Source organism: Clostridium sp. BNL1100 (assembly GCF_000244875.1).
Taxonomy (GTDB): Bacteria; Bacillota; Clostridia; order Acetivibrionales; family DSM-1351; genus Ruminiclostridium.
Genome location: NC_016791.1, coordinates 1,787,314 through 1,807,724, shown reverse-complemented (window position 1 = coordinate 1,807,724; position 20,411 = coordinate 1,787,314). Strand labels below are relative to the sequence as shown.

General features: G+C 34.4%; 21 protein-coding genes and 1 riboswitch. Of the genes, 9 read left to right on the top strand and 12 right to left on the bottom strand.

Annotation, left to right across the window (positions count from 1 at the left end; translation table 11 throughout):
* The first annotated feature begins 39 nt into the window (after positions 1 to 39).
* Positions 40 to 1,269 (top strand): D-alanyl-D-alanine carboxypeptidase family protein, encoded by a 1,230-nt coding sequence (locus CLO1100_RS07455; RefSeq protein WP_014313152.1) that lies wholly within the window; start codon positions 40 to 42, stop codon positions 1,267 to 1,269.
* Between the two features lie 133 nt (positions 1,270 to 1,402).
* On the opposite strand, the gene CLO1100_RS07450 is transcribed toward CLO1100_RS07455, so the two are convergent.
* The 3 genes from CLO1100_RS07450 to CLO1100_RS07440 all read right to left on the bottom strand — a co-directional run bounded on the left by CLO1100_RS07450 (position 1,403) and on the right by CLO1100_RS07440 (position 5,143).
* Positions 1,403 to 2,992 (bottom strand): IS1182 family transposase, encoded by a 1,590-nt coding sequence (locus tag CLO1100_RS07450; RefSeq protein ID WP_014312332.1) that lies wholly within the window; start codon positions 2,990 to 2,992, stop codon positions 1,403 to 1,405.
* Between the two features lie 132 nt (positions 2,993 to 3,124).
* Entirely contained in the window at positions 3,125 to 3,982 is an 858-nt protein-coding gene (gene dapB, locus CLO1100_RS07445; protein WP_014313151.1) for a 4-hydroxy-tetrahydrodipicolinate reductase, read from the bottom strand.
* Positions 3,983 to 4,122: 140 nt separating this feature from the next.
* Positions 4,123 to 4,266: riboswitch (cyclic di-AMP (ydaO/yuaA leader) on the bottom strand.
* An 85-nt stretch (positions 4,267 to 4,351) separates the two neighbouring features.
* A complete protein-coding gene (locus CLO1100_RS07440) occupies positions 4,352 to 5,143 on the bottom strand; it encodes a 3D domain-containing protein (RefSeq protein WP_014313150.1) in 792 nt (263 codons plus the stop codon).
* A gap of 105 nt (positions 5,144 to 5,248) precedes the next feature.
* Here CLO1100_RS07440 and CLO1100_RS07435 point away from each other — a divergent pair, with 105 nt between their 5' ends.
* The 6 genes from CLO1100_RS07435 (at position 5,249) to CLO1100_RS07410 (ending at position 11,109) form a co-directional block, all read left to right on the top strand.
* Entirely contained in the window at positions 5,249 to 6,835 is a 1,587-nt protein-coding gene (locus tag CLO1100_RS07435; protein WP_014313149.1) for a spore germination protein, read from the top strand.
* Positions 6,832 to 8,004, top strand: coding sequence for a Ger(x)C family spore germination protein (locus CLO1100_RS07430; RefSeq protein WP_014313148.1), 1,173 nt, complete (start codon positions 6,832 to 6,834; stop codon positions 8,002 to 8,004). Before CLO1100_RS07435 ends, CLO1100_RS07430 begins: the two co-directional genes overlap by 4 nt.
* 11 nt (positions 8,005 to 8,015) lie before the next feature.
* On the top strand, positions 8,016 to 8,231 hold the full coding sequence (locus tag CLO1100_RS07425) for a hypothetical protein (protein WP_014313147.1): 216 nt from the start codon (positions 8,016 to 8,018) through the stop codon (positions 8,229 to 8,231).
* Position 8,232: 1 nt separating this feature from the next.
* Positions 8,233 to 9,324: an endospore germination permease gene (locus tag CLO1100_RS07420; RefSeq protein WP_014313146.1), complete on the top strand. Its 1,092-nt coding sequence runs from the start codon at positions 8,233 to 8,235 to the stop codon at positions 9,322 to 9,324.
* A gap of 23 nt (positions 9,325 to 9,347) precedes the next feature.
* Positions 9,348 to 10,553: an amidase domain-containing protein gene (locus tag CLO1100_RS07415; protein ID WP_014313145.1), complete on the top strand. Its 1,206-nt coding sequence runs from the start codon at positions 9,348 to 9,350 to the stop codon at positions 10,551 to 10,553.
* Positions 10,554 to 10,623: 70 nt separating this feature from the next.
* Positions 10,624 to 11,109 (top strand): dCMP deaminase family protein, encoded by a 486-nt coding sequence (locus tag CLO1100_RS07410; RefSeq protein WP_014313144.1) that lies wholly within the window; start codon positions 10,624 to 10,626, stop codon positions 11,107 to 11,109.
* Between the two features lie 7 nt (positions 11,110 to 11,116).
* Here CLO1100_RS07410 and CLO1100_RS07405 read toward each other — a convergent pair whose 3' ends face one another.
* Positions 11,117 to 11,842, bottom strand: coding sequence for a hypothetical protein (locus tag CLO1100_RS07405; RefSeq protein ID WP_014313143.1), 726 nt, complete (start codon positions 11,840 to 11,842; stop codon positions 11,117 to 11,119).
* A 55-nt stretch (positions 11,843 to 11,897) separates the two neighbouring features.
* The gene (locus tag CLO1100_RS07400; RefSeq protein ID WP_014313142.1) at positions 11,898 to 12,314 is read right to left on the bottom strand and encodes a secondary thiamine-phosphate synthase enzyme YjbQ; all 417 of its coding nucleotides are present in this window, start codon (positions 12,312 to 12,314) and stop codon (positions 11,898 to 11,900) included.
* A gap of 146 nt (positions 12,315 to 12,460) precedes the next feature.
* Here CLO1100_RS07400 and CLO1100_RS07395 point away from each other — a divergent pair, with 146 nt between their 5' ends.
* Positions 12,461 to 12,874, top strand: a complete 414-nt coding sequence (locus CLO1100_RS07395; RefSeq protein ID WP_014313141.1) for an EamA family transporter — start codon at positions 12,461 to 12,463, stop codon at positions 12,872 to 12,874.
* Positions 12,875 to 12,963: 89 nt separating this feature from the next.
* Positions 12,964 to 13,833, top strand: coding sequence for a patatin family protein (locus CLO1100_RS07390; protein ID WP_014313140.1), 870 nt, complete (start codon positions 12,964 to 12,966; stop codon positions 13,831 to 13,833).
* On the opposite strand, the gene CLO1100_RS07385 is transcribed toward CLO1100_RS07390, so the two are convergent.
* Genes CLO1100_RS07385 through CLO1100_RS07355 form a run of 7 tightly spaced genes read right to left on the bottom strand, consistent with a single transcriptional unit; the run spans position 13,828 to position 20,345 of the window.
* Positions 13,828 to 14,331 carry an A24 family peptidase gene (locus CLO1100_RS07385; protein WP_014313139.1) on the bottom strand — a complete coding sequence of 168 codons (504 nt, stop codon included), beginning with the start codon at positions 14,329 to 14,331 and terminating at the stop codon, positions 13,828 to 13,830. The genes CLO1100_RS07390 and CLO1100_RS07385 overlap by 6 nt on opposite strands.
* A 36-nt stretch (positions 14,332 to 14,367) precedes the next feature.
* Positions 14,368 to 15,756: a DUF6382 domain-containing protein gene (locus tag CLO1100_RS07380; RefSeq protein WP_014313138.1), complete on the bottom strand. Its 1,389-nt coding sequence runs from the start codon at positions 15,754 to 15,756 to the stop codon at positions 14,368 to 14,370.
* 35 nt (positions 15,757 to 15,791) lie between these two features.
* On the bottom strand, positions 15,792 to 16,346 hold the full coding sequence (locus CLO1100_RS07375; RefSeq protein ID WP_014313137.1) for an A24 family peptidase: 555 nt from the start codon (positions 16,344 to 16,346) through the stop codon (positions 15,792 to 15,794).
* A complete protein-coding gene (locus CLO1100_RS07370; protein ID WP_014313136.1) occupies positions 16,330 to 17,391 on the bottom strand; it encodes a pilus biosynthesis protein TadE in 1,062 nt (353 codons plus the stop codon). Before CLO1100_RS07370 ends, CLO1100_RS07375 begins: the two co-directional genes overlap by 17 nt.
* A gap of 15 nt (positions 17,392 to 17,406) precedes the next feature.
* A complete protein-coding gene (locus CLO1100_RS07365; RefSeq protein WP_014313135.1) occupies positions 17,407 to 19,554 on the bottom strand; it encodes a DUF5702 domain-containing protein in 2,148 nt (715 codons plus the stop codon).
* Positions 19,555 to 19,564: 10 nt separating this feature from the next.
* On the bottom strand, positions 19,565 to 20,161 hold the full coding sequence (locus CLO1100_RS07360) for a TadE family protein (RefSeq protein WP_014313134.1): 597 nt from the start codon (positions 20,159 to 20,161) through the stop codon (positions 19,565 to 19,567).
* Positions 20,162 to 20,171: 10 nt separating this feature from the next.
* A complete protein-coding gene (locus CLO1100_RS07355; protein WP_278244409.1) occupies positions 20,172 to 20,345 on the bottom strand; it encodes a Flp1 family type IVb pilin in 174 nt (57 codons plus the stop codon).
* Between the last annotated feature and the right edge of the window lie 66 nt (positions 20,346 to 20,411).

Below are 20,411 nucleotides of genomic sequence, written 5' to 3'. Positions count from 1 at the left end.
ATTAAGAAATGAAATAATTACTTTCGGCAGGTAAAGTTGATGAGCAAAAAAATAATTTCAGTTATAGTGGCATTAATTTTAATATTAAATAGTTTCCCGGTTTTTGCATGGACGCCGGCTGAAAGTCTTACTTCTAGCTCTGTAGTCCTAATGGATACCGTAAGGGGACAAGTTCTTTTTGAAAAAAATGCTTATAAGCATTTATCACCTTCAGTTATGTGTAAACTTATGACTGCTCTTGTTACCATCGAGAAAACAGATTTAAATGCTAAGGTTACAATCAGTAAAAATGCCGCCAGCTTTAATGGGCTTAATCTTGTGGTGGGAAATCAGTATACTGTTGAGGATTTACTTTATGCCGTAATGCTTTCACAGGGGAATGATGCAGCTGTGGCACTTGCCGAATATGTAGGTGACGGTGATATCAAAAAATTTGTTAGATATATGAATACGAAAGCTAAAGAGCTGTCTTTAAAAGATACATATTTTGTAAATCCAACAGGCCTTTATGAGAAGGCTCAATATACTTCTGCCAATGACATTGCCTTACTTATAAAAGTAGCAATATCAAACAATACTTTTAATGTGATATTTGGTGCTAGAGGTTTTGGCTGGCTCAATGGAAATAATTCTTCCATTTTAACAAACCAAAATACCCTTTTTTGGAGTTATAAAGGCGTTGATGGCGGAAAATTAGGTACAAATACAAACCCCCAGAGCTTTTCCGCTGTTACTACTGCTTCTCAAAATGATAAACGTCTTATTGCTGTGGTATTCAACACCAGTAAAGAAAGTGCTTTTTCCGAGACTGCAAAACTTTTTGATTACGGATTTTCCAAGTTTTATACGGGAGTGCTGGTTCCCAAAAATATCCCTCAAAGAAGTATAGAAGTAGATAATGTTAAGATTGATCTGGCAAGTAAAATTGATGTTTATTACACCTATCCGGTAGGAGACAGTTTTATTAAAAATATAAGCTTTATACCGAATGAAAAGTTGAAACTCCCGGTTAATGCCGAAACTATTGCAGGTGTTTTAAAATACACACTTAATGATAATACTGTAATAGAAGTTAATTTATACTCGGATAAGACTGTATCAGCACCTGAGGATTACAGAACAAAAATCAAAGACATTGTTACCGAAAACAGAGATTTGGTTACAATCGTAGCTATTCTTGGAATTATTGAACTCATTTTGATAATAAAAAATCTTCTAAAATTTATGTTTAGAGCTAAAAAAACAAGGGAGTGTCGCAAAACTACTTAAAAAGTAGTCAGCGGTGCTCCCTTCTTTTGCTCCAATATTTTTTGTTGTTAAATTGTTGATTACTCTGTAGTTAATTCCCTATTTTGTGGAATTTGAGCGCACTTTAATAGGCCTATTAGATTTCGTTGGAATTTTAGCAGGCTTTTACTTCATGAAGTTCTTTTCCACATCGGTCATTTTGAATTTTGGAGTGTAATTTGTTTATGTTATAGCCAAAACACAGCAGGATAAATTCGGTTTTAACACTGTTTTTCCCTCGTGTTAAAAAACGGCTGAAATTGTAATCACTTTTTAGAACTCCAAAGGCTCCTTCAACTTGGATGGAACGATTTACCCTTAGAAGAATGCCTTTCTCCGTCAAGATGTTTTCATAAGATTTTTGTCTCTTTTTTACAAATGTCTTAGATACCTGCATTTTGCGATTTCCTTGGGCTTTTGTACACTTAGACTTATAGGGGCAATTACTGCAATCTTCACATTCATATATGCTAATCTCGGAACGATATCCTGTTGCTGATTTTCTATGAGTTGTTCCTGACATTTTTAATTGTTTTCCATTATGGCACGTATACTCATCTTTCTCTTCATCATACTGCATATTTTCACGCTTGCTGATATCTTTCTTGAAGCTTTTCTTCTTCCATATCTCGTATGTTTGAGGTTTTATATAGCTTTTCTGATGCTTTTCTTCCAAATACAGATAGTTTTCTTCGCTCTCATAGCCAGAGTCTGCAATTACGTTTTCATAACATCTACCTAAGTTTGATTCCATACTTTTTAGAAATGGGATTAGTGTAGCAATGTCATTCCTATCCTGAAAAATTCCAATGCCAGTAACATACTCGCTTTCAACTCCAATCTGAACATTGTAGGCAGGTTTTAGCTGAGTATTACGCATGTGGTCATCTTTCATATGCATGAATGTTGCATCAGTATCCGTTTTGGAATAACTGTTTCTCCCCTCGAACAGCTGGTTATGGGCATTGTATTTTTCCTGACGTTCTTTAAATTCCTTGAACTGCTCTGTGAATCTTTGTAATTGAGTTTTACGTTTTCCGATTCCATGAACAAATTCTATGTTATCTTCTTTTTGCTTGTCCTTTAAATATTCAAGAACTTGCTCTAAATCCGCCAATATGCTATCTTTTGATACTGAAAAGTTAGTCAAATATGACTGGTTTATATCCTCTAAGCAAGCTTTTATTTTCTCAAACATCTTTGCTTCGTTTTTATTGACTACTTTCTTCCATACAAAGGTATAGCGGTTTGCATTTGCCTCAATTTTAGTACCATCCACAAAAAGGTTTTCGAATTTAACTTCTCCGATAGAATGCAGGTGCTGTACCATTTGATAGAATAGGTCTTCTATTGCCTCTGGAAGATAATCCTTACGGAATCTGGCTATAGTTGAGTGATCTGGCTTTGATTCCCCTTGGAGCAACCACATGAAATTAATATCTCTTTTACATGCAGTTTCAATTTTTCTACTTGAGTATATGTTATTTGAGTTTGCATATGTTATTACCTTAAACATGGTCTTTGGGTCAACTGCCGGTTTTCTTCCAGTAGAAGAGTAAGCCTTATACAACTTTGTGTAATTCAATCCCTCCAATATTTGGCTTAACAGTCTGACAGAATCATCTTCAGGTATTAACATCTCCAAATTTAAAGGCAAAACTAATTGATAGTATCCGTTAAATTCGGTATAATTTTTATGTTGCATAAGTTTTTTCACAAATTAAATTATACAACACTTGCGGGCCCTACGGGACCCGCATTTTACTATTTTAGGGACAAAAAGGGGACTGTTGCACAGTGAATAAATTTATTCATTGTGCAACAGCCCCTTGTTTTTTTAATTTGAAGCCGGTCTGGCATTATATTTGTTGTGGCGCTTAGACGACCACCTGTTATTATTTTCAATATAAGTTTTTAATACTTTTTCCAAATCAAGGACATCCTTCATTTCGAAGTACCCAGATTTTTTATGAATAAATTTCGCTGCACTTACAGCTCCCTGTGCAAAGGCTTTTCTTGAAAAAGACTCATGACTGATTTCTATTTTGTCGTCCTGACCTACAATCATTACTTCATGCTTACCTATTACACCTCCGGCCCTTACAGAATTTATAGGTATGTCCTTATTTGAAACTACAACTCCTTTGTTTAAAAGACCACTCTGTATTTCGCCAGCTATTTTTTTCGCCGTTCCGGATGGTGAATCCAATTTGTTTTTATGATGCAACTCTGTGATCTGAAAATCGTAATTACTTAGCAAGCTTGCCGTAAGATTTGACAGCAGCATCAGAACATTTACACCCATAGTTATGTTTGGTGCATAAACAATGCCGTTTTTGAACTTTCTGCAAATTACGTAAAGCTTTTTAAGCTGATAATCCGAGAAGCCTGTGGTTCCTACTACAATGTTTATCCTGTATTTTGAGAAAATTAAAGCATTTTTTAATGCTGATTTTGGATTTGAAAAATCAATAACAACGTCCGGTTTATTTCTGAATATTACTTCCTCCAGTTTATCAGATCCGGTAACCGTAATTCCTGTTTTATTCATTCCAAGTATTTCTCCCAAATCCTTATTTAAAGATTTACTGCTCGGACTGCATATAGCAGAAACAAGCTGAATTTCATTTTGTAATAATATTGTCCTTGCGATTTCCTTTCCGGTGCGGCCCAACCCTGATATACAAACTTTCATCAAATAAGTTCCCTCCCTTTCAAATTATAAAGTAAGATTTAAAATTGAATAATTAAATTTGAAGAAAATGAATAAGGATAAACTTAAAAATGCTACAGATAAACTGTAGCATTGGTTAGAAAATTACAAAATGTAAAAATTCACTTTCTCCCCAACGCTTACGAAGTTAGCTGCCGGATTCGGGTTGTAAGAGACTAACCCTACCTGATAACCCAGGATTCACCCCATTAAATGGTTCCCCCGCTTATAGCAATCAAACTGCTATAATTCAGCGATAAATTATTAATTTTTAGACTTAAATCTACTGTTAGTATATACCAATTCTATAAATAAGTCAATATTTCCTGGTTTTTATTAACATTCTTTCATTTAGGCCGGTTTGGTTATAATAGATTCACTAATCTTACCGTTTCCTATCTTTACTAGGTACACGTCATAATATTGTTGTCCAAGCTCATATGCGAACTTTTTATCTAATACTGCGAAATCAAATCTGTTTTTACCTTTTATTGCACTTCCTGTGTCCATAGCGATTGTATATCCTAATCCTTTAATATAGAATATTGTTCCATAAGGCCAATGTGTGTTATCAATTGCTATGGATACACCGGGTACTATTGGCTGACCTGAGCTGGTTATCCCCTTGTTATTGCCACATTCCTCAGCACATGGGGTATATGCCGTACCAAGAAATTTCCCAAGATACTTTCTTTTACTGTTATTTTCGAGATTGTCACCACTGTATATCTTGTATGATTGAGGTTTTACACCCACCGCTGCTGCCTTTTTAAGTGATCTCTGAAGCTGAAGGTTATCATCGGCTAGTTCTTTCTTTGTAGATTCCAATTGCTTATTTTGTTTTTTTAAATCTTCAAGCTGTTTTTTTATCTCTTCATTTTGTTTCTTAAGGTCGTTGTTAAGCTTACTGAGTTCATCACTTTGAGATTTATAATTATTTGTATTTGTTGTTAATGATTGATTTGATTTCATAATAAGCATGGATTGAACACATTCATTATTATATTTTTCTTTGTACTGATCTACTACATTGTTTACCCTGATACAGAAAAAAGCAAGTAAAGTACTTGTCAATACCAAAGCTATAGTTAATACCTTGAACATCCAAATATCTGCAGACTTTTGTTTGTCTTTTTCGGTCATATATGTGAACTCCTTATTAAATAAATTAACCTGTTATGGATTATTTTCCAAATTAGCAGTATTTATACATATAGAATAACAATGTTTTATTTGGGGACAATGACTTTGGGTGATATAATGTTTAGTTTTTTTAAATCCAGAGAGCCTAAAAAACCAAAACGTGCGGGTACCGAAGTACCTGAAGATAGTGAAAATAACAGCAATACTCAAATTCCTAAATCTATCGACAAAGTCAGAGGACTGCTGAATCAGGAATTTTCCCTGTGCAGTGACTTTAATCTGCGTGAAGTGCATTTGGGAAAGCTTAATACAAGGATTATCATTGCTTCTATAGAAGGTTTTTTTGACAAGGCAATACTTGCTGAGAATATTATTGAACCTATTATAAATTATTCAGGTGAAAAAAGCTATTCATCGGTTTTTACACTTTTAAGTGAGAGTATATTAAGTGTAAGTGATGTTAAAGAGCTCTATTCCTTTAAAGATTGTTTGAGCGGTATTCTCACAGGGGATGTTGTTTTGTTCATTGACGGACAGGACAAGGCCTTTAAAATAGGATTAAAAGCTCCTGAAAAAAGGGCTGTCGGAGAACCAGACACTGAGATAAGTATTAAAGGCTCAAGAGAAGGCTTTTCAGAAAGTCTCAAGACAAATTTAATTCTGCTTAGGAGAAGAATCAAAAATACTAAATTTAAAGTTGAAAGCCTTGTGTTAGGCAAGCAAACAAATACTGATGTAGCAATTTGCTATATACAAGGTATTGCAGCACCTGAAGTTGTTGAAGAAGTAAAAAACCGTCTTAATAGGATAAATATAGATGCAATCCTTGCTACCGGATATATGGAGCAGTTTATACAAGATGGCAAAATGCCTTTTTTCCCTATGGTAGGAAACAGTGAAAAACCTGATAAGGTTGCAGCTAAACTTCTTGAAGGAAGAGTTGCTATTCTGGCAGACGGAACACCCACGGTACTGACTGTTCCATTCCTGATGATTGAGAGCTTTCAAGCTCAGGAGGACTACTTCGGAGAATTTTATTTTGCGACCTTTATGAGGTTACTAAGATTAATGTCTTTTTTTATATCAGTATACTTGCCGGGCTTATACGTTGCGGTTACAAGCTTTCACCAAACCATAATACCTTTTAAGCTTATGCTGACAATGGCAGCGACCAGAGAAGGAATCCCATTTTCGTCTTTTGTAGAAGCTTTAATTATGGTAATTACTTTTGAAATTCTTCGTGAAGCCGGTCTTCGTATGCCAAGGGCTATAGGTCAGGCAGTTAGCATTGTAGGAGCCATTGTACTTGGAGATGCCGCAGTAAGTGCAGGTATAGCTTCTGCCCCATTGGTTATTATTGCTGCTTTAGCAGGAATTTGCAGTTTTATTGTACCTCCTCTTATGAAAGTAGGAGCAATTTTAAGGATTGTTATATTAATCGCAGCCAATATTCTTGGGTTATTGGGAATAGGCTTTGTTACGTATATGTTTACTATTTATCTGTGCGGAAAGAAATCATTTTTTGTGCCTTTACTCTCCCCATTTGCACCTTTCCGTGGAGAAAGCCTGAAAGATTCCTTTATAGTAACACCTGTATGGTCCATGTTTAACCGCCCCCGTTCATTAACTCAAAACCAGAACCGAAAACGTACAACCGGGAAAACTTTTGCTCCAAGGGGGAGTAAAAAATGATTAAAAAAATAATTTTGTTATTGCTATGTATCAGTATGATTATGACTTTAACAACAGGTTGCTGGAACAATAGGGATCTAAGCGAATTGTCTATTCTTACAGCTATGGGAATTGATCAGACTGATGATGGTAAAATAATGGTAACAGCACAGATTATCAAACCTGTAGATGTCAACAGCTCCGGTGCAGGAGTTTCCGGAGGCGGAGGTGGCGGTGAAAAAAGCTTTGTAACTGTAAGCAATACAGAAAGTACTATTTTTGCAGCATTAAGAAGCTTATTAGCCAAAATAAATAAAAAGATATTTTACAGTTCCTCACAAGTTATAGTTTTTAGTGAGGAGCTTGCTAAATCAGGAATTAAAAACTATGTAGATTTCATTCTAAGAGACCATGAAACCCAGTTTAAGTCACTTATTATCGTTGCAAAGGGTACAACCGCAAAGGAAATAGTAGAACAGGAGTATGGGCTTTCAAAAATTCCCGGCGGTTATATAAGAGATACCATAAAGAATTCTAAATCTCGAGGATTTACTAAAGAAATACGGTTGCTGGACATGGCAAGAGAATTGGCAACGGAAGGCCGCGAGCTATCTATTGGTACTATAGAAAAAACTGAAAACTTAACCTCTACTGAAGGTTTGGCTGTTTTTCAAAAGGATAAAATGGTCGGTTGGCTTGACAAGTATGAAACCCGTGGGTATATGTTTATAACAGGCCGTGCTAAGTCAGGAATTGTAGAAATTGAAAGTCCTGATAATCCTAAAGAAATAATCGGAATTGAATTAATGAAGGGTTCTTCCAAAATTGAAGTTAAAGCTTCAAGTAATAATTCTATAGAAGTTAACGTTAAAATCAAAGCGGAAGGCAATGTTGGCGAACAGCAAAGTCAACCGGGACAAAGTCCGGATAAAGTATGTAAATCTCTTAGCAAATGTCTTGAAAAACAAATCACAAAAGAATGTTATAGTGCAATTACTAAATGTCAGAATGAATATAAAAGTGACATATTTGGCTTTGGAATTCACGTGTTTGATAAATATCCAAAATATTGGGGAAAAGTTACAAATGTATGGAGTGAGCAAGTTTTTCCTTCTATTCAGGTAAAAGTAAAAGTAGATGCTAAAATTAACAGAACCGGACTTTTAAGTAAAACAATAAAAATTAGGTAAGGTGAGATTATTTGCTAAAAGTAATTATAGGTATTTTAATACTTGTACTTTTAAATCTAAAAGAACTGTTAACATCCACATCTAGGGGTAAAGTTATGGGTGTTTATTTTGTAATTGTTGGGATTTCTTTAATATTGGGTATTCTTATAAGTATCAAAAAAGCACCTCCGAGTCCCTACGAAATTATCACCGAAATATTTAACAACATGGGTTTGGGAGATGAATAGTATGAGCAAGGTAAAACTATCTAATTTTCAGCTTGCAGTGATAGCCATAGGTTATTTCCATGGAAGTACTACCATCTCCAACCCTGCCATAGGAGCAAAAAGAGATGCCTGGTTAGCAGTTATTTTAGGAACTCTGGGAGGATTTATAGTTATTACCATGCAGTTATATCTATCTAAAATTAGCAACGGGAAAAATCTTCGTGAAATAATTGAGTTTTGTTTTGGGAAAACAACAGGAAAAATTTTGTGTCTTATGTATATCTTATATTTTATGCATAATGCAATACTAGATACTAAAGCTTTTAGCGAATTCATGGTAACTGTCAGTTATCCCGAGACGCCCATTATTGTAATTGTATTAGTGCTAATGATTATAGCCGTTTATGCGGCCAGAGGTGGTCTTTCAGTAATCGGAAAAAGCTGCGAAGTACTTGTACCACTACTTCCATTAGCAATTGTAATCGTTACTCTTTCATTACTAAATGTAACTGATTTTACGGGGTTTAAGCCAGTATTACTTGAGATACCCCCTGTTATTAAAAGTTCTTATGATTTGGTAAGCTCTGTTTTTGCAGACTTTATAGTTTTTCTTATGATTTTGCCGTACACCAACAGCGAAAAAGGGAGGTTTAAAGCAGCATATTGGGCAACAGGTATTTCAGGACTTATGCTTCTGTTAATCTCATCCCGGAACCTTCAAATAATAGGTCCGGCACTAATTGAGTACGTAAGATATCCTTCACATATTGCAGCTCAGATTATTCCTGCTATAAGTATAGACCCACTTGTTGATATGAATCTTCTTATTGGTGGAGGGATTAAGGTTTTAGTTTCATTGTACGCAATTACAAAAATAACTGCTGAAATATTTTGCATAGAATATAAGCCTCTTGTTCCCGCTTTCGGGTTGCTTATAATTGTAATCTCTTTCTGGGCATTTCCAGATGCCATGGAATTATACAGTTGGGAGCATGGTATGGTAGAAACATTAATTTCAATACCACTTCAAGTATTGTTTCCAATAATATTACTCATAATTTCATTAATTAAAAACAAAAGAGAACAAAATGGTAAGAAAAGTCGATCTGCATAAATAATATCCAAACAGGAGTTTTTATGAAAAAAAAAGTTATGATTTTAATCTTTTTAAGTCTCATCATTTTATGTCCTATCAGTCTACAGTCTAAACCGGTAGATATGAGACTTCCAGAGCAAGTAACAAGAGAATTCCTATGTGCCAAAATTCAGTCTGCCGTTTCGCATAATGTTGAAGCTTTAGATAATTTTTTTGCCGATAATTCCGAAGCTTCTCAAAAGAATCTTTTATTTGTAAAAAAACAGGTACTAGAGGATTATATACTTTCTTATGCTTCCAACGATTACGTAATAGTAAAAGTAAATCCCAAAGTTCAAATAAATGAGGCACTTTTTGATGGTACTTATGCACACATTAAGGCGACCTTGACAGCAGATATTTTCTGGAATGCTGCAAACCCTTTAGGAAATCCCATAAATGGCAGTAAAGCAGAGAAACATTTATTATCACTATCAATGGACAAGGGTATTTGGAAAATTACACAAGATAAGTTTCAAACAAAAAAAGGTAATTCCGACGAAATAACTAGAAAAAGTTATTCTGATTTGGAGGAACAGGTACGTACACTAAAATCCGAAGCAGAAAAAGTATTGGATAAGGCAAAAAAAAGCATGCCTTCCAAGTTATTACCTGTTGTGCCGGAATGGAAAAGTTCCCGTACAACTAATGAATATAACAGAGATGAAGTTTACAACTGGGCATACAACCACTGGAACAACTACTCAAAGGAATATCTGAATTTCGGTGATGAAAAATGGAAAGGCGGAGACTGCACTAATTTTGTTTCCCAATGCTTAAGGGCCGGGGGTGCTGCCAATGACAAATCAGGAGCTTTCCAATGGTACTATAATAAAAAGGGAACTCTGGCAACCTCCAATGATGATTATTCTTGGACCTGGAGTACTGCCAGAGGACTTAACAGCACCCTGTCAGGTAATTTAAAAAATAATGAATTTGGTCCAAAAGCTACTCAGAAAGTAATTATTGGAGATAATCAATATGACGCATCAATAGGGGAATATGTAATTCCCGGCGATGTAATTCAGTATCACTGGAAGAATAAATCCGCCATTTCACATGCAGCCGTTATTGTAGGAATGATTTACAATAGTGCAAAAGTCAGGTATGAACCTGTAATAGCCGAACATACTGAAGATTCATGGTTTACCCCATGGACAAATAATGCATACAAGACATACTTTATTCATATTACCGGTATAAATTAAGTCCCTCTTATCTTTCAGTTCACAATTATTGTATAATTAATTATAGATTAATCCAAAGGAGATATTTATCATGAGTAAAAGAACTGATTATATTAGCTGGGACGAATATTTTATGGGAATAGCTGTTTTATCCGGGAAAAGAAGCAAAGACCCCTCTACTCCAGTTGGCTCTTGCATTGTTGATAGGAAAAACAACAGAATTTTGAGTGTTGGCTATAACGGATTCCCCTTTGGTTGTTCTGATGATGAATTTCCATGGGAAAGAGAAGGAGATGTTCTTTGTACCAAATACCCTTATGTTGTACATGCAGAACTTAATGCAATTCTAAATAACAGAGGAGTTTCACTTGATGGTAGTAAAATTTATACCGCTCTGTTTCCCTGCAATGAATGTGCAAAGGCTATAATTCAATCCGGTATAATGGAAGTAATCTATTTAAGCGATAAATACGCTGATACAGATAATGTAAAGGCATCCAAAAGGATGTTTGAAAAAGCAGGTGTTATACTCAGAAAATTAGAAACGGATATTAAAGAAATAACCTTAACATTTTAAGGAATTGTCATTCATATTCCGGTAGTTTCTCATTTTCCCTAAGTAGTTCAAGAATACTATCATATAGGAGAAAGAACGTGGATAAGCTTAACAAAAGACTGTTTAAAAACGTAAAATCCTGTTCTTTTATATGGTTAAAAAAGCTATATGTTGCTATTCCTGTGCTATCAATACGGCTTTGCATAGTTATACCGAAAAAATCCGGATGACAGTATTCTGATAAATAATTATAATTCTTTCTGAATTCCTTAATACCACTATTTCTTGTTTTGCCAAGATACTCATCAGCCGCATCTATTAGTGTCATTACATTTACAGGTGCAGGAGCATTTTCAGATAGTTCCTTTGTTTTAGTGCCCAGTATTAACCTTTGAAGGGCTTCATTGAGAATTTGGTATGTTATAATATTATTATAATAATTGTGGAGTTTCTTCAGGAAAAATGCTAAAGCCCCTGTTACCTCCAAATGTGCTCTGACGGAAAGCATTGCTAGCAGCCCATTTTTTGTATTAAGTGAAGTTAATACACCTTCCGCCAGTAATCTCGACCTGCACAATGCCATCTGAATATAATGCATACTGTTCCTTCCCAGCAGGTTTTCAGTATTTTCTGGCATTGGATACATCTTGTAAATGAATCTTGAAGAATATTCGGAAAAGCAATCTTCCAACTCCTGCATTTCTTTTTCAATTCCGCATTGTGTAAGAAGTTCTTTAATTTCTTGATTTAACATTAGTTTACCTCTTTGAATTAAACATATATTTAAAAATGTCCCATTCAAATGCTTTTTATTCCCCGATTATTTTCACAAGTACCCTTTTTTCTCTCTTACCGTCATACTCGCCATAAAAAATCTGTTCCCAGGTTCCAAAATCCAATTTGCCGTTAGTAATTGCTATAACTGCTTCCCTGCCCATTATTTGCCTCTTTAAATGCGCATCGGCATTGTCCTCATAGCCGTTATGATTGTATTGACTATAGGGTTTTTCAGGTGCCAGTTTTTCAAGCCATTTTTCAAAATCCGCATGAAGCCCGGCTTCGTCATCATTTATAAATACACTTGCAGTTATATTCATTGCGTTAACCAAAACCATACCCTCTTTAATACCACTTTCGTCAATACACTGCTGAACCTCCCGTGTTATATTTATATAAGCTCTTCTGTTCGGTATATTAAAAAACAACTCTTTTCTGAATGATTTCATAATGCAAACCTCCAATAAAATTCTTATAACCTTGTAAATACTAAACCTATCTTTTTATATAAACTTCTTTTATATTTATTATATCAGTTATTTTTTTAAAGTACATTTTAGGAGGTGTATGACTTACGGTTAAAGGAGGTAGAAACATGTGGTTTGCATTTGCTCTTTTGTCAGCATTCTTTGCTGCACTTACATCTATTCTGGCTAAAATAGGTATAACAGGGATAAACTCTAATCTTGCCACTGCTATAAGAACTATAGTTGTATTGATTGTTGCTTGGGGTATGGTATTTGTAACGGGTTCACACCACGGTATTACAAACATTAGCACTAAAAGCTGGCTGTTTCTTGTTTTATCAGGAATAGCTACCGGCCTTTCCTGGCTATTTTATTATTATGCATTGCAAATCGGTGAAGCTTCAAAAGTAGTCCCTGTTGACAAATTCAGTGTAGTCATAAGTATAGTGCTTGCATTTGTTATATTACACGAAGCCGTAACAGTTAAAACTGTTTTAGGAGGAGTTTTTATAACACTCGGTACATTTATTATGATTTTATAAAAACATAAAATTTGCTACATTGAATCAAACAGGGAAAAGAGATATAATTCTTTAAAACAGCATGGAAATATAAGGAGTGTAATGCATTAATGAATAGAGTGAATTTAATCCTTGAAGGTGGCGGTATGCGTGGGTTGTATACCGCAGGTGTTTTGGACTGCTTTCTTGACCATAAAATGTATTTTAAGGACATCGTAGGAGTATCGGCAGGAGCCTGCAATTCCGTTTCCTACATTACAGGACAGCGTGGCAGAAATCTTGAGATTAATGCAGGGTATTGCAACGATAATCGTTATATCAGTATCAGGGGGCTTTTTACAAGAGGTTCTATTTTTAATATGGATTTTCTTTTTGATGATATTCCTAATAAGCTTATTCCCTTTGATTACGATAAATTTAAAAGCTCCGATTGCAGACTAACAGTTGTGGCTACCGATTGTGAAACAGGTAAGAGTTACTATGCTTCCGTTAAAGATATGAGAGTTGATGACGTTTATGTAAGAGCTTCAAGTTCAATCCCTTTGGTTTCTCCCATAGTTGAAGCTGCAGGAAGAAAACTGGTTGACGGGGGCCCTTCTGACTCAATTCCTGTTCACTACTCTGTCAATAACGGATTTGACAAACATGTTATTATTCTTACACGGCATAGTGGCTATGAGAAAAAACCAAATAAATTGTATCCCCTGTGTAAACTTAAGCTAAAAAACTATCCTAATCTTTCAGAAGCAATTAAAAACAGGCATATTCACTATAATGAGAGCGTAAAGTTGGCTGAAAAATTGGAGAAAGAAAATAAAGCAATCATTATAAGGCCCAAGAAACCAATTGAAATTTCAAGGTTTGAAAGAAATCCTGAAAATCTTAAAAAGCTCTATACTGAAGGGTATAAGGATGCCGAAGAAAAATACTCGGAATTAATTCATCTTTGCGGAGACTGTAGTAATTTTTCCTCATTATAAAGTTAATAGTATCTGAAATAAACAACCCGCTGCAATTGCAGGAGACAATCTGACAAATGTACGGGTTGTTTTATTCTCAAAAACAAAAAGGCTATGTGTCATAAAACATATTTTAATTTCCCTTATAAATGGAACCAATGTACTTAAAACTCTCCTTTTTATTTTTAACATTACCAATGAATATAAACCGCAAATTAAAAAAGAGTACGCTGCTACCATAATTACAAAGTCTATTCCAAAAACAGCTCCAATGCTTGAGTAAAGCTTTATATCCCCTGCCCCTATGAGCCTTGCGTAAAAGAATATCCCTAATATCAATACAGGAAGAATACTACCTTTTATACTTTCCTTGAAACCATATATACCTGAAAAGTAAATGTTAACCGCAAATCCGGCAATAATGGTTGATACTGTATATATATTTCTGATTTTTGATGTTTTTAGGTCACTTAATACTGAAAGGAGTAAAATTATAAAAAGAATTATGTACTTAATCATGTACTACCCATTTCTTTAATATTTTTAATAAAACTACTAAGACGGAATTATAAAAGTAAATTCCTTGTTTGCAAATCGTATAATGTCATTATTGTTAACTTTTATTTTCGTATTAGGCTTAATTCTGTCGTCATTTAAATAAGTTCCATTTCTCGAACTACAATCCATAATAAAGTATGAATCTTCTTCGTTTAAAATTTCTGCATGAACCTTGCCCACAGCATTATTATCTATTATGTGGTCTACAAAACTTCCCATCCTGCCAACTAAAATGCTATTTTTGTCAACTTTTATAATGTCCTTGCCCTCCCTTTCTTGCAAGTATGGCGTGTCTTGAGGCTGGCTTTGCGTAAGAATAACCGTTTCACCACCACGGCAGTTTTCTTTTTCAATATGCATTTCTTGAAGCTTTTTATTGTTCTTATCTGTAGTTGTCTTGTTAGCAGGTGCAAAACTGTTTTCACGCATTTTCTCTGTAATGTATTTTAAAGGTTTATAGCTTTCGGGACTTCCCACTTTCTTTTCATTCAAAATTCTTATTGCTAGAATATCTATTCCAATAAAAATAAATGACAAAATTATTGCAGTTGTTTTAGGACTCTCTGACATTCTTACGAATTTACTTGATAAAATTGTAATGAGAATGATTAAAACTACTGGTTGAAGAATTATTTGAGTAAGGCTTATTTTATTGAATACTTTTAAGGTATCTTTAGATTTTATGTTTACGTTTGTGTAGGAACATTCATTTGTCGGTATATTCGGTATCTTGACCTCACCTCTTTTAATTGGAGGTTTTGGCTTTTCAGTTGCCGTCTTTTCTGTAGTATCAGAGCTTTCATTGGGTATATTTCTTTTGATATTCTGTCCTAACAGGTTTTCCAATAGTTCTTTTAGACTGATTAGGTTAAACATTTCACTTTTTATGTTTTCCAGAATTTTTTGTATATAATTATCACAGTCTTCCTCTTGAAATTTGGCTAGTTTTATAATTATATTAAGCAAAAACATTTTGATGTCGTTTGTGTTGTTTTCGAAAGGTAAATATACAAAAAATAAATTCATTGTTTCCGGGTCTACATAAATATTATTTTCATCCAAAAGTATGTTATTATCATTTAATAAATAATTCTTAATTCCTATTATGCTTTTTGTAATCATTAGCATTGTTATCAGAAATTCGTTGCGGTTGTACTTTTTACGGTTCATTATGTTAACAAGAGTGCATTTTGAAGTAGTATCATAAAAACAATTTATTTGATTTCCAACAGAATTTATATGAAAGCCTAGAAGCCCGTGTATCCTGTTATTCAGCAACATTTGAACCTGATAGTCTATTAATTTTCTATAATTTTTAGGCCTTAAAACCAGATAATTTGAAGTTGAATCATTCTCATAATGAATGTTGTAATTTTGTTCAAGCATATCGATCAATTTATATCACCCCGACAGTTTTTTATTTATAAATATTGTACATAACCGATTAAAATCAACATTACTGTTGCAGAAAGTATAAACGGAGCAAAAGGTATCTCCGTTTTCTTATGAGCTTTCCCACTTAAAATAAAAATTGAAGAAAATAGCCCCGCTAAAGTTACAGAGGTAAACAGTATGGAAATCAAAGTACTGATTCCGCTATAAAGGCCCGTTATAGTCATGATTGCAATATCTCCACCCCCAACCTGATTTCGGGATATGACAGTCAAAAGCTTCATAAGTATAAATGAAACAATTGAAGCTGCCATTCCTTCTAGAATTCGCCCTGTCAAGGCCATAATACCTACACCCACAAGAATTGCCGGAACAGTGATTTTCACCGGGATTGTCATGCTGTTTATATCCCAGAGGGCTGCCAAAAGCTGAACAACCAACAGTACCTCTATAACAGTTGCCACTTTTGACTTATTCAAAAAACCGACTGTTACAATAGTCCCTGCTGTCCATACAACTATACAAAGTATAGTTGCTGTTATTTTTCTTAATTTTATATTCTTTGTCTCAGTAACCCTTTCCATTGTCCACCCCATTTTTTATATTATTTTGTTTACCATAAGCCTTTACAATTTTTAAACTTATTCCTTTTTCTTTGGCAATATCTATACATTTATTGAGGGTTTGCAGCTGAGCATTCGTAATATCTGTTTCCGGTACAACCAATATCAGCTCTTTCCTATATATTTGGCTACCGTCTATTGTGACTGAACCGCTTTTCCCACCATTAAACTCTTGAAGTTTTCTGATATACTCCTTTATCTTATTGTTAAGATTATCGGTGTTATGGTAATATATTTCATCAAGATTGAGGCTTTTAATACTGGTAGCTGTTCCATTTGCATATTTTGATATTACAGGAAAATTGAAGGGCAGGTTTGCACCCTGAAGTCTGCGTATTTCTCGACCTCTTTTAATCTTGTCCAAGTTCCATACACATTGTTCATTTTCTTGACTGTCACCTTTTAATGAACTTACACCGTCTTCTCCCGCCCAAATACAAGCCGATGCGGTCTGAGTTATTTTAATCCCGGGCAGCAATTGTGAAAGAAACGGAAACTCCAACTTGTATTCAGCAACAATATCTATGCTCCTACCATCAGCAAGCAATTTGCTGTGAGTAAAGTCAATTCCCTCCAACCCTTTAGGGATGTTTAAATTTTTCAATCTTAAATCTGCTTTATCTAATGAATTACCAAGGTGTTCTCTTACAAGAATTTTTGTAATGGGAACCAGTACAGCCTGTGCCCGGAGGTAATCTGTCGCATCCTTTCCAAATTCCCGGATATACTGTAATAACCCTGCATTTTCCAGTTCATTACTTACTTTTTCAGAATCGTAGAATTTTTGTAGTCCTACTACCAGCTCCTCTGCATTTGTACTATAATACATGAGACTGTATACACTCATTTCATCACAAGCCGCTGTTATAGCATGCTGAATTATCTCATGTGCAAAATATACCTTTATTAAAAAAACAAATGAAATTACAACAATTATAAAAAATGGTAAACATATTGCAGCTTCCACTGTAATAGACCCTCTATCCCGCAAGTCTTTCCTTTTCACAGACAAAGCCCCCCTTTAATACCCAAGGTACATACTTTCATTAATACATGACCGGCTAATATTTCTTCTGGAATCAGCATTAAACATTGGAAATGATACAAAGAGATGTTTTATGGAAACCTTTGTATCAGCTTTTATAAATACCTTGCAATCTTCCAGAAGAAATCCGGGACTTTTAACACTTTTGTTTAGCTGGACAAGGTCCTGCACCCTGGTAAGCTTTTTGTCTTTATTCATAGTCACAAGAAATATTTTTAAGTAGTCCTGATAACTAAGGCATAAGGTGTCATTGTCAGCTTTATTTGCTTCTTTTTTTCCTACAGCTCCTGAAATATCAGTCATCCATTGGTCATTAGTCTTAAACAGTGGGACTTTTCCTCCCTTTTCAAGTATGTTAATGTCATACAGGGACTCGAAAGTAGCCCATGAAAAAATCAGCATTGTTTGAATCAATGGAGTTGACAGACCGGCACACCAGGCGCTTAATGCTGCTGCGAGACTTGTAACCCTAGCAGTTTTTGAACTGTCGGCATATATGTTAAGTACATTTGCAATGAGTCGTATTGACATTATTTCTGATTTTGTTAACATTGAATTTACTGCTTCCTCTTTATGACCGTTTATTATGTATTCCACCTCAAAGTTTGTAAAAAACGATGTTCTCTTTGATTTTTCTTTTGACCTTAGATTGTAAGCATCTTTCTCCGTCTGACCTTTTAAAATTGGTACACCATGCTTAAAGGTTCCCATAATGTATTCGTTAAAGAAAAGTTCTTCTGATATTTTATTAATTATGTTACTTAAAATATTTTCTTTATCTGCAATATAATCAAAATTGTCTACCGAACAGCTTTCATCTTCAAAGTCCATACTATCCCAGGCTCGAGCTTCGGTTTCCTCTTGGAAACCGGACTTTTGTGAGGGTAGGTACTCTAACAGGTTCTGGGGTATTCTTTTTGAATCTCCGTCCGTTTCAAACGCATCCTTTAGCGCTTTTGAGGCTATTTTACGGTTGTCCTTATCTTTTGAATAGGAAGCTTGTGTTTTACCAAATAAGTACTTATTAATATCTGTGGTTGAAAATTTATCAAGTGAATTTAGAAATTCTTGTTCTCTGTCCGCAGAGCTTAATATTTTATTACATTTTTCAATATTCTGATTGAAACTCGCAAGTAGAGTCTCTGAATTGTCTTGTCCCACCAAGCTTTTCATCTCATCCATGCTGTTTTTATAAGAATTCTGAAGTTCAGGGATCCCCTCCCCATTTTCTTCTAATTGTTTCATTTCTCCATTAATCCTGTCGCAGAGTACTTTTTTCTTAGCAGCAATAGCATCAGCTTCCAAAACAGCTTCGGAATTTAGTGTTTTGAATTGATTTACTCCATCAAGAATAATATTTTTTATATTATTTTTTGTGATATTTATACTTTGGATTTCCTCCCGTGCATTTTGTAGTAATTTCCCTATATCCTGTTTTTTCTTTATATCAGTTTCACTGTTAAAAGTAATTTCGAGATTTTGTAAACTTTTATTTTTTTCATTAAGAACTTCATTTTGATTTTTAAAATCATTGTTAAGCATTGATAATTGAACCGGTAAATTTAATTCATTTATTCTCTTTGTTTTGTTCTCAAGTAAAAGTTGCATTTCTCCTATTTCTGCTGCATACTTGTCTGTCTGTAGTTTTCGGCTGTATAAATTTGACCCTTTTGAAATGTTCTTAATTCCTTTTACCTTTTCAATAAGTTCAGTCGCCAATTCGTACGGTGCCCTGTACTTCATGAACTCCATTATCTGTTTATCGAATACATCTTTATTCTCAAGACTGTATAGATTGTCAAGTTTAATGTCATCTATACAAAAATCATACATAGATTTTCCTTCACCAACAATTCCAAGGTTTTTACGGAAATACTCTTCAAATGTTTCCTGTATTGAGTCCTCATCCAAATAAACTCCAAATAGTCCATACTCGTCTTTTAATTCATTGTTATAATTTGCAAGTACTGAGGAAAGGGCAGATTTGTTTGCCCTTTGCACATGTGAATGAGCAAGCCTGAGTCTGGCTCCATCAGTAAATGTTCCAATAACCAGAAATACAGCAGACAGAACGATGCTTAAAAACACTGTTATTGCACCTTTAGTTTTATGATGTCTAACCATAATTTCTCCTTCAATTTTTCTTCAACAGTTTTTCAAGTATGTCTTCCAACTGTGAATCCTCTCCAATCCATTTGTTATCGCTGTTCTGAATACAATTATAGATGTCTTTCACAATATCCATGTTTCTTATGAATTCTGCATTGTCATCCAGTGGTGAATTAGACACAGCTTTAAGACTTAGTACTGGAGACAGACCAAAAATATCAAACATGTTGCCGACAGGGAGAGGATATTTCTCTTGAATTTCTATTTTGAGATTTTTCATAAGAATTTTGTTATTTGTATTTACAGAGATATTATTTTCAGTCGGAAGAATAGACTTGCCCAATAATTTATTTACATAATTACTAATCCCTGATAATTTCTTGCTTTTATTTTTATCATAAATTCTCCAGTACAGTTCATTCATTTTATTTGAGCAGTAATTTTCTCCTGTTTGATTAACATAATAGTAAGCTCCTTTGGTTGCAGCCTCATCAGCTATGCTTTGTACGTATACATATTGATACATAATTACAAATATGTATACAAATGCAGCCACCATAAGAAAAACTACGGAAAAAACCAGTGAAGCTTCAACAGTAAAACTTCCTTTAGTATTCTTCATATTTATATACCTAACCTACAAGCTTTATATCAGCACCATTCCTGTTGTCCTCAAGCTTGCTTGCATCCGGAAATAGATTTTTTATTATACCATTTACAAAGGTAATCAGTTGCTTTCTGAAAAGCAGAGCCACACCCACAAGAACTGCGATGATAATAATAACTTCAACTGTTCCTGATTTTATATTACTTGTTATAAGTCACACATAAACGTTTGACTGCTCTATATCTTTTATATATCAATATTTTTA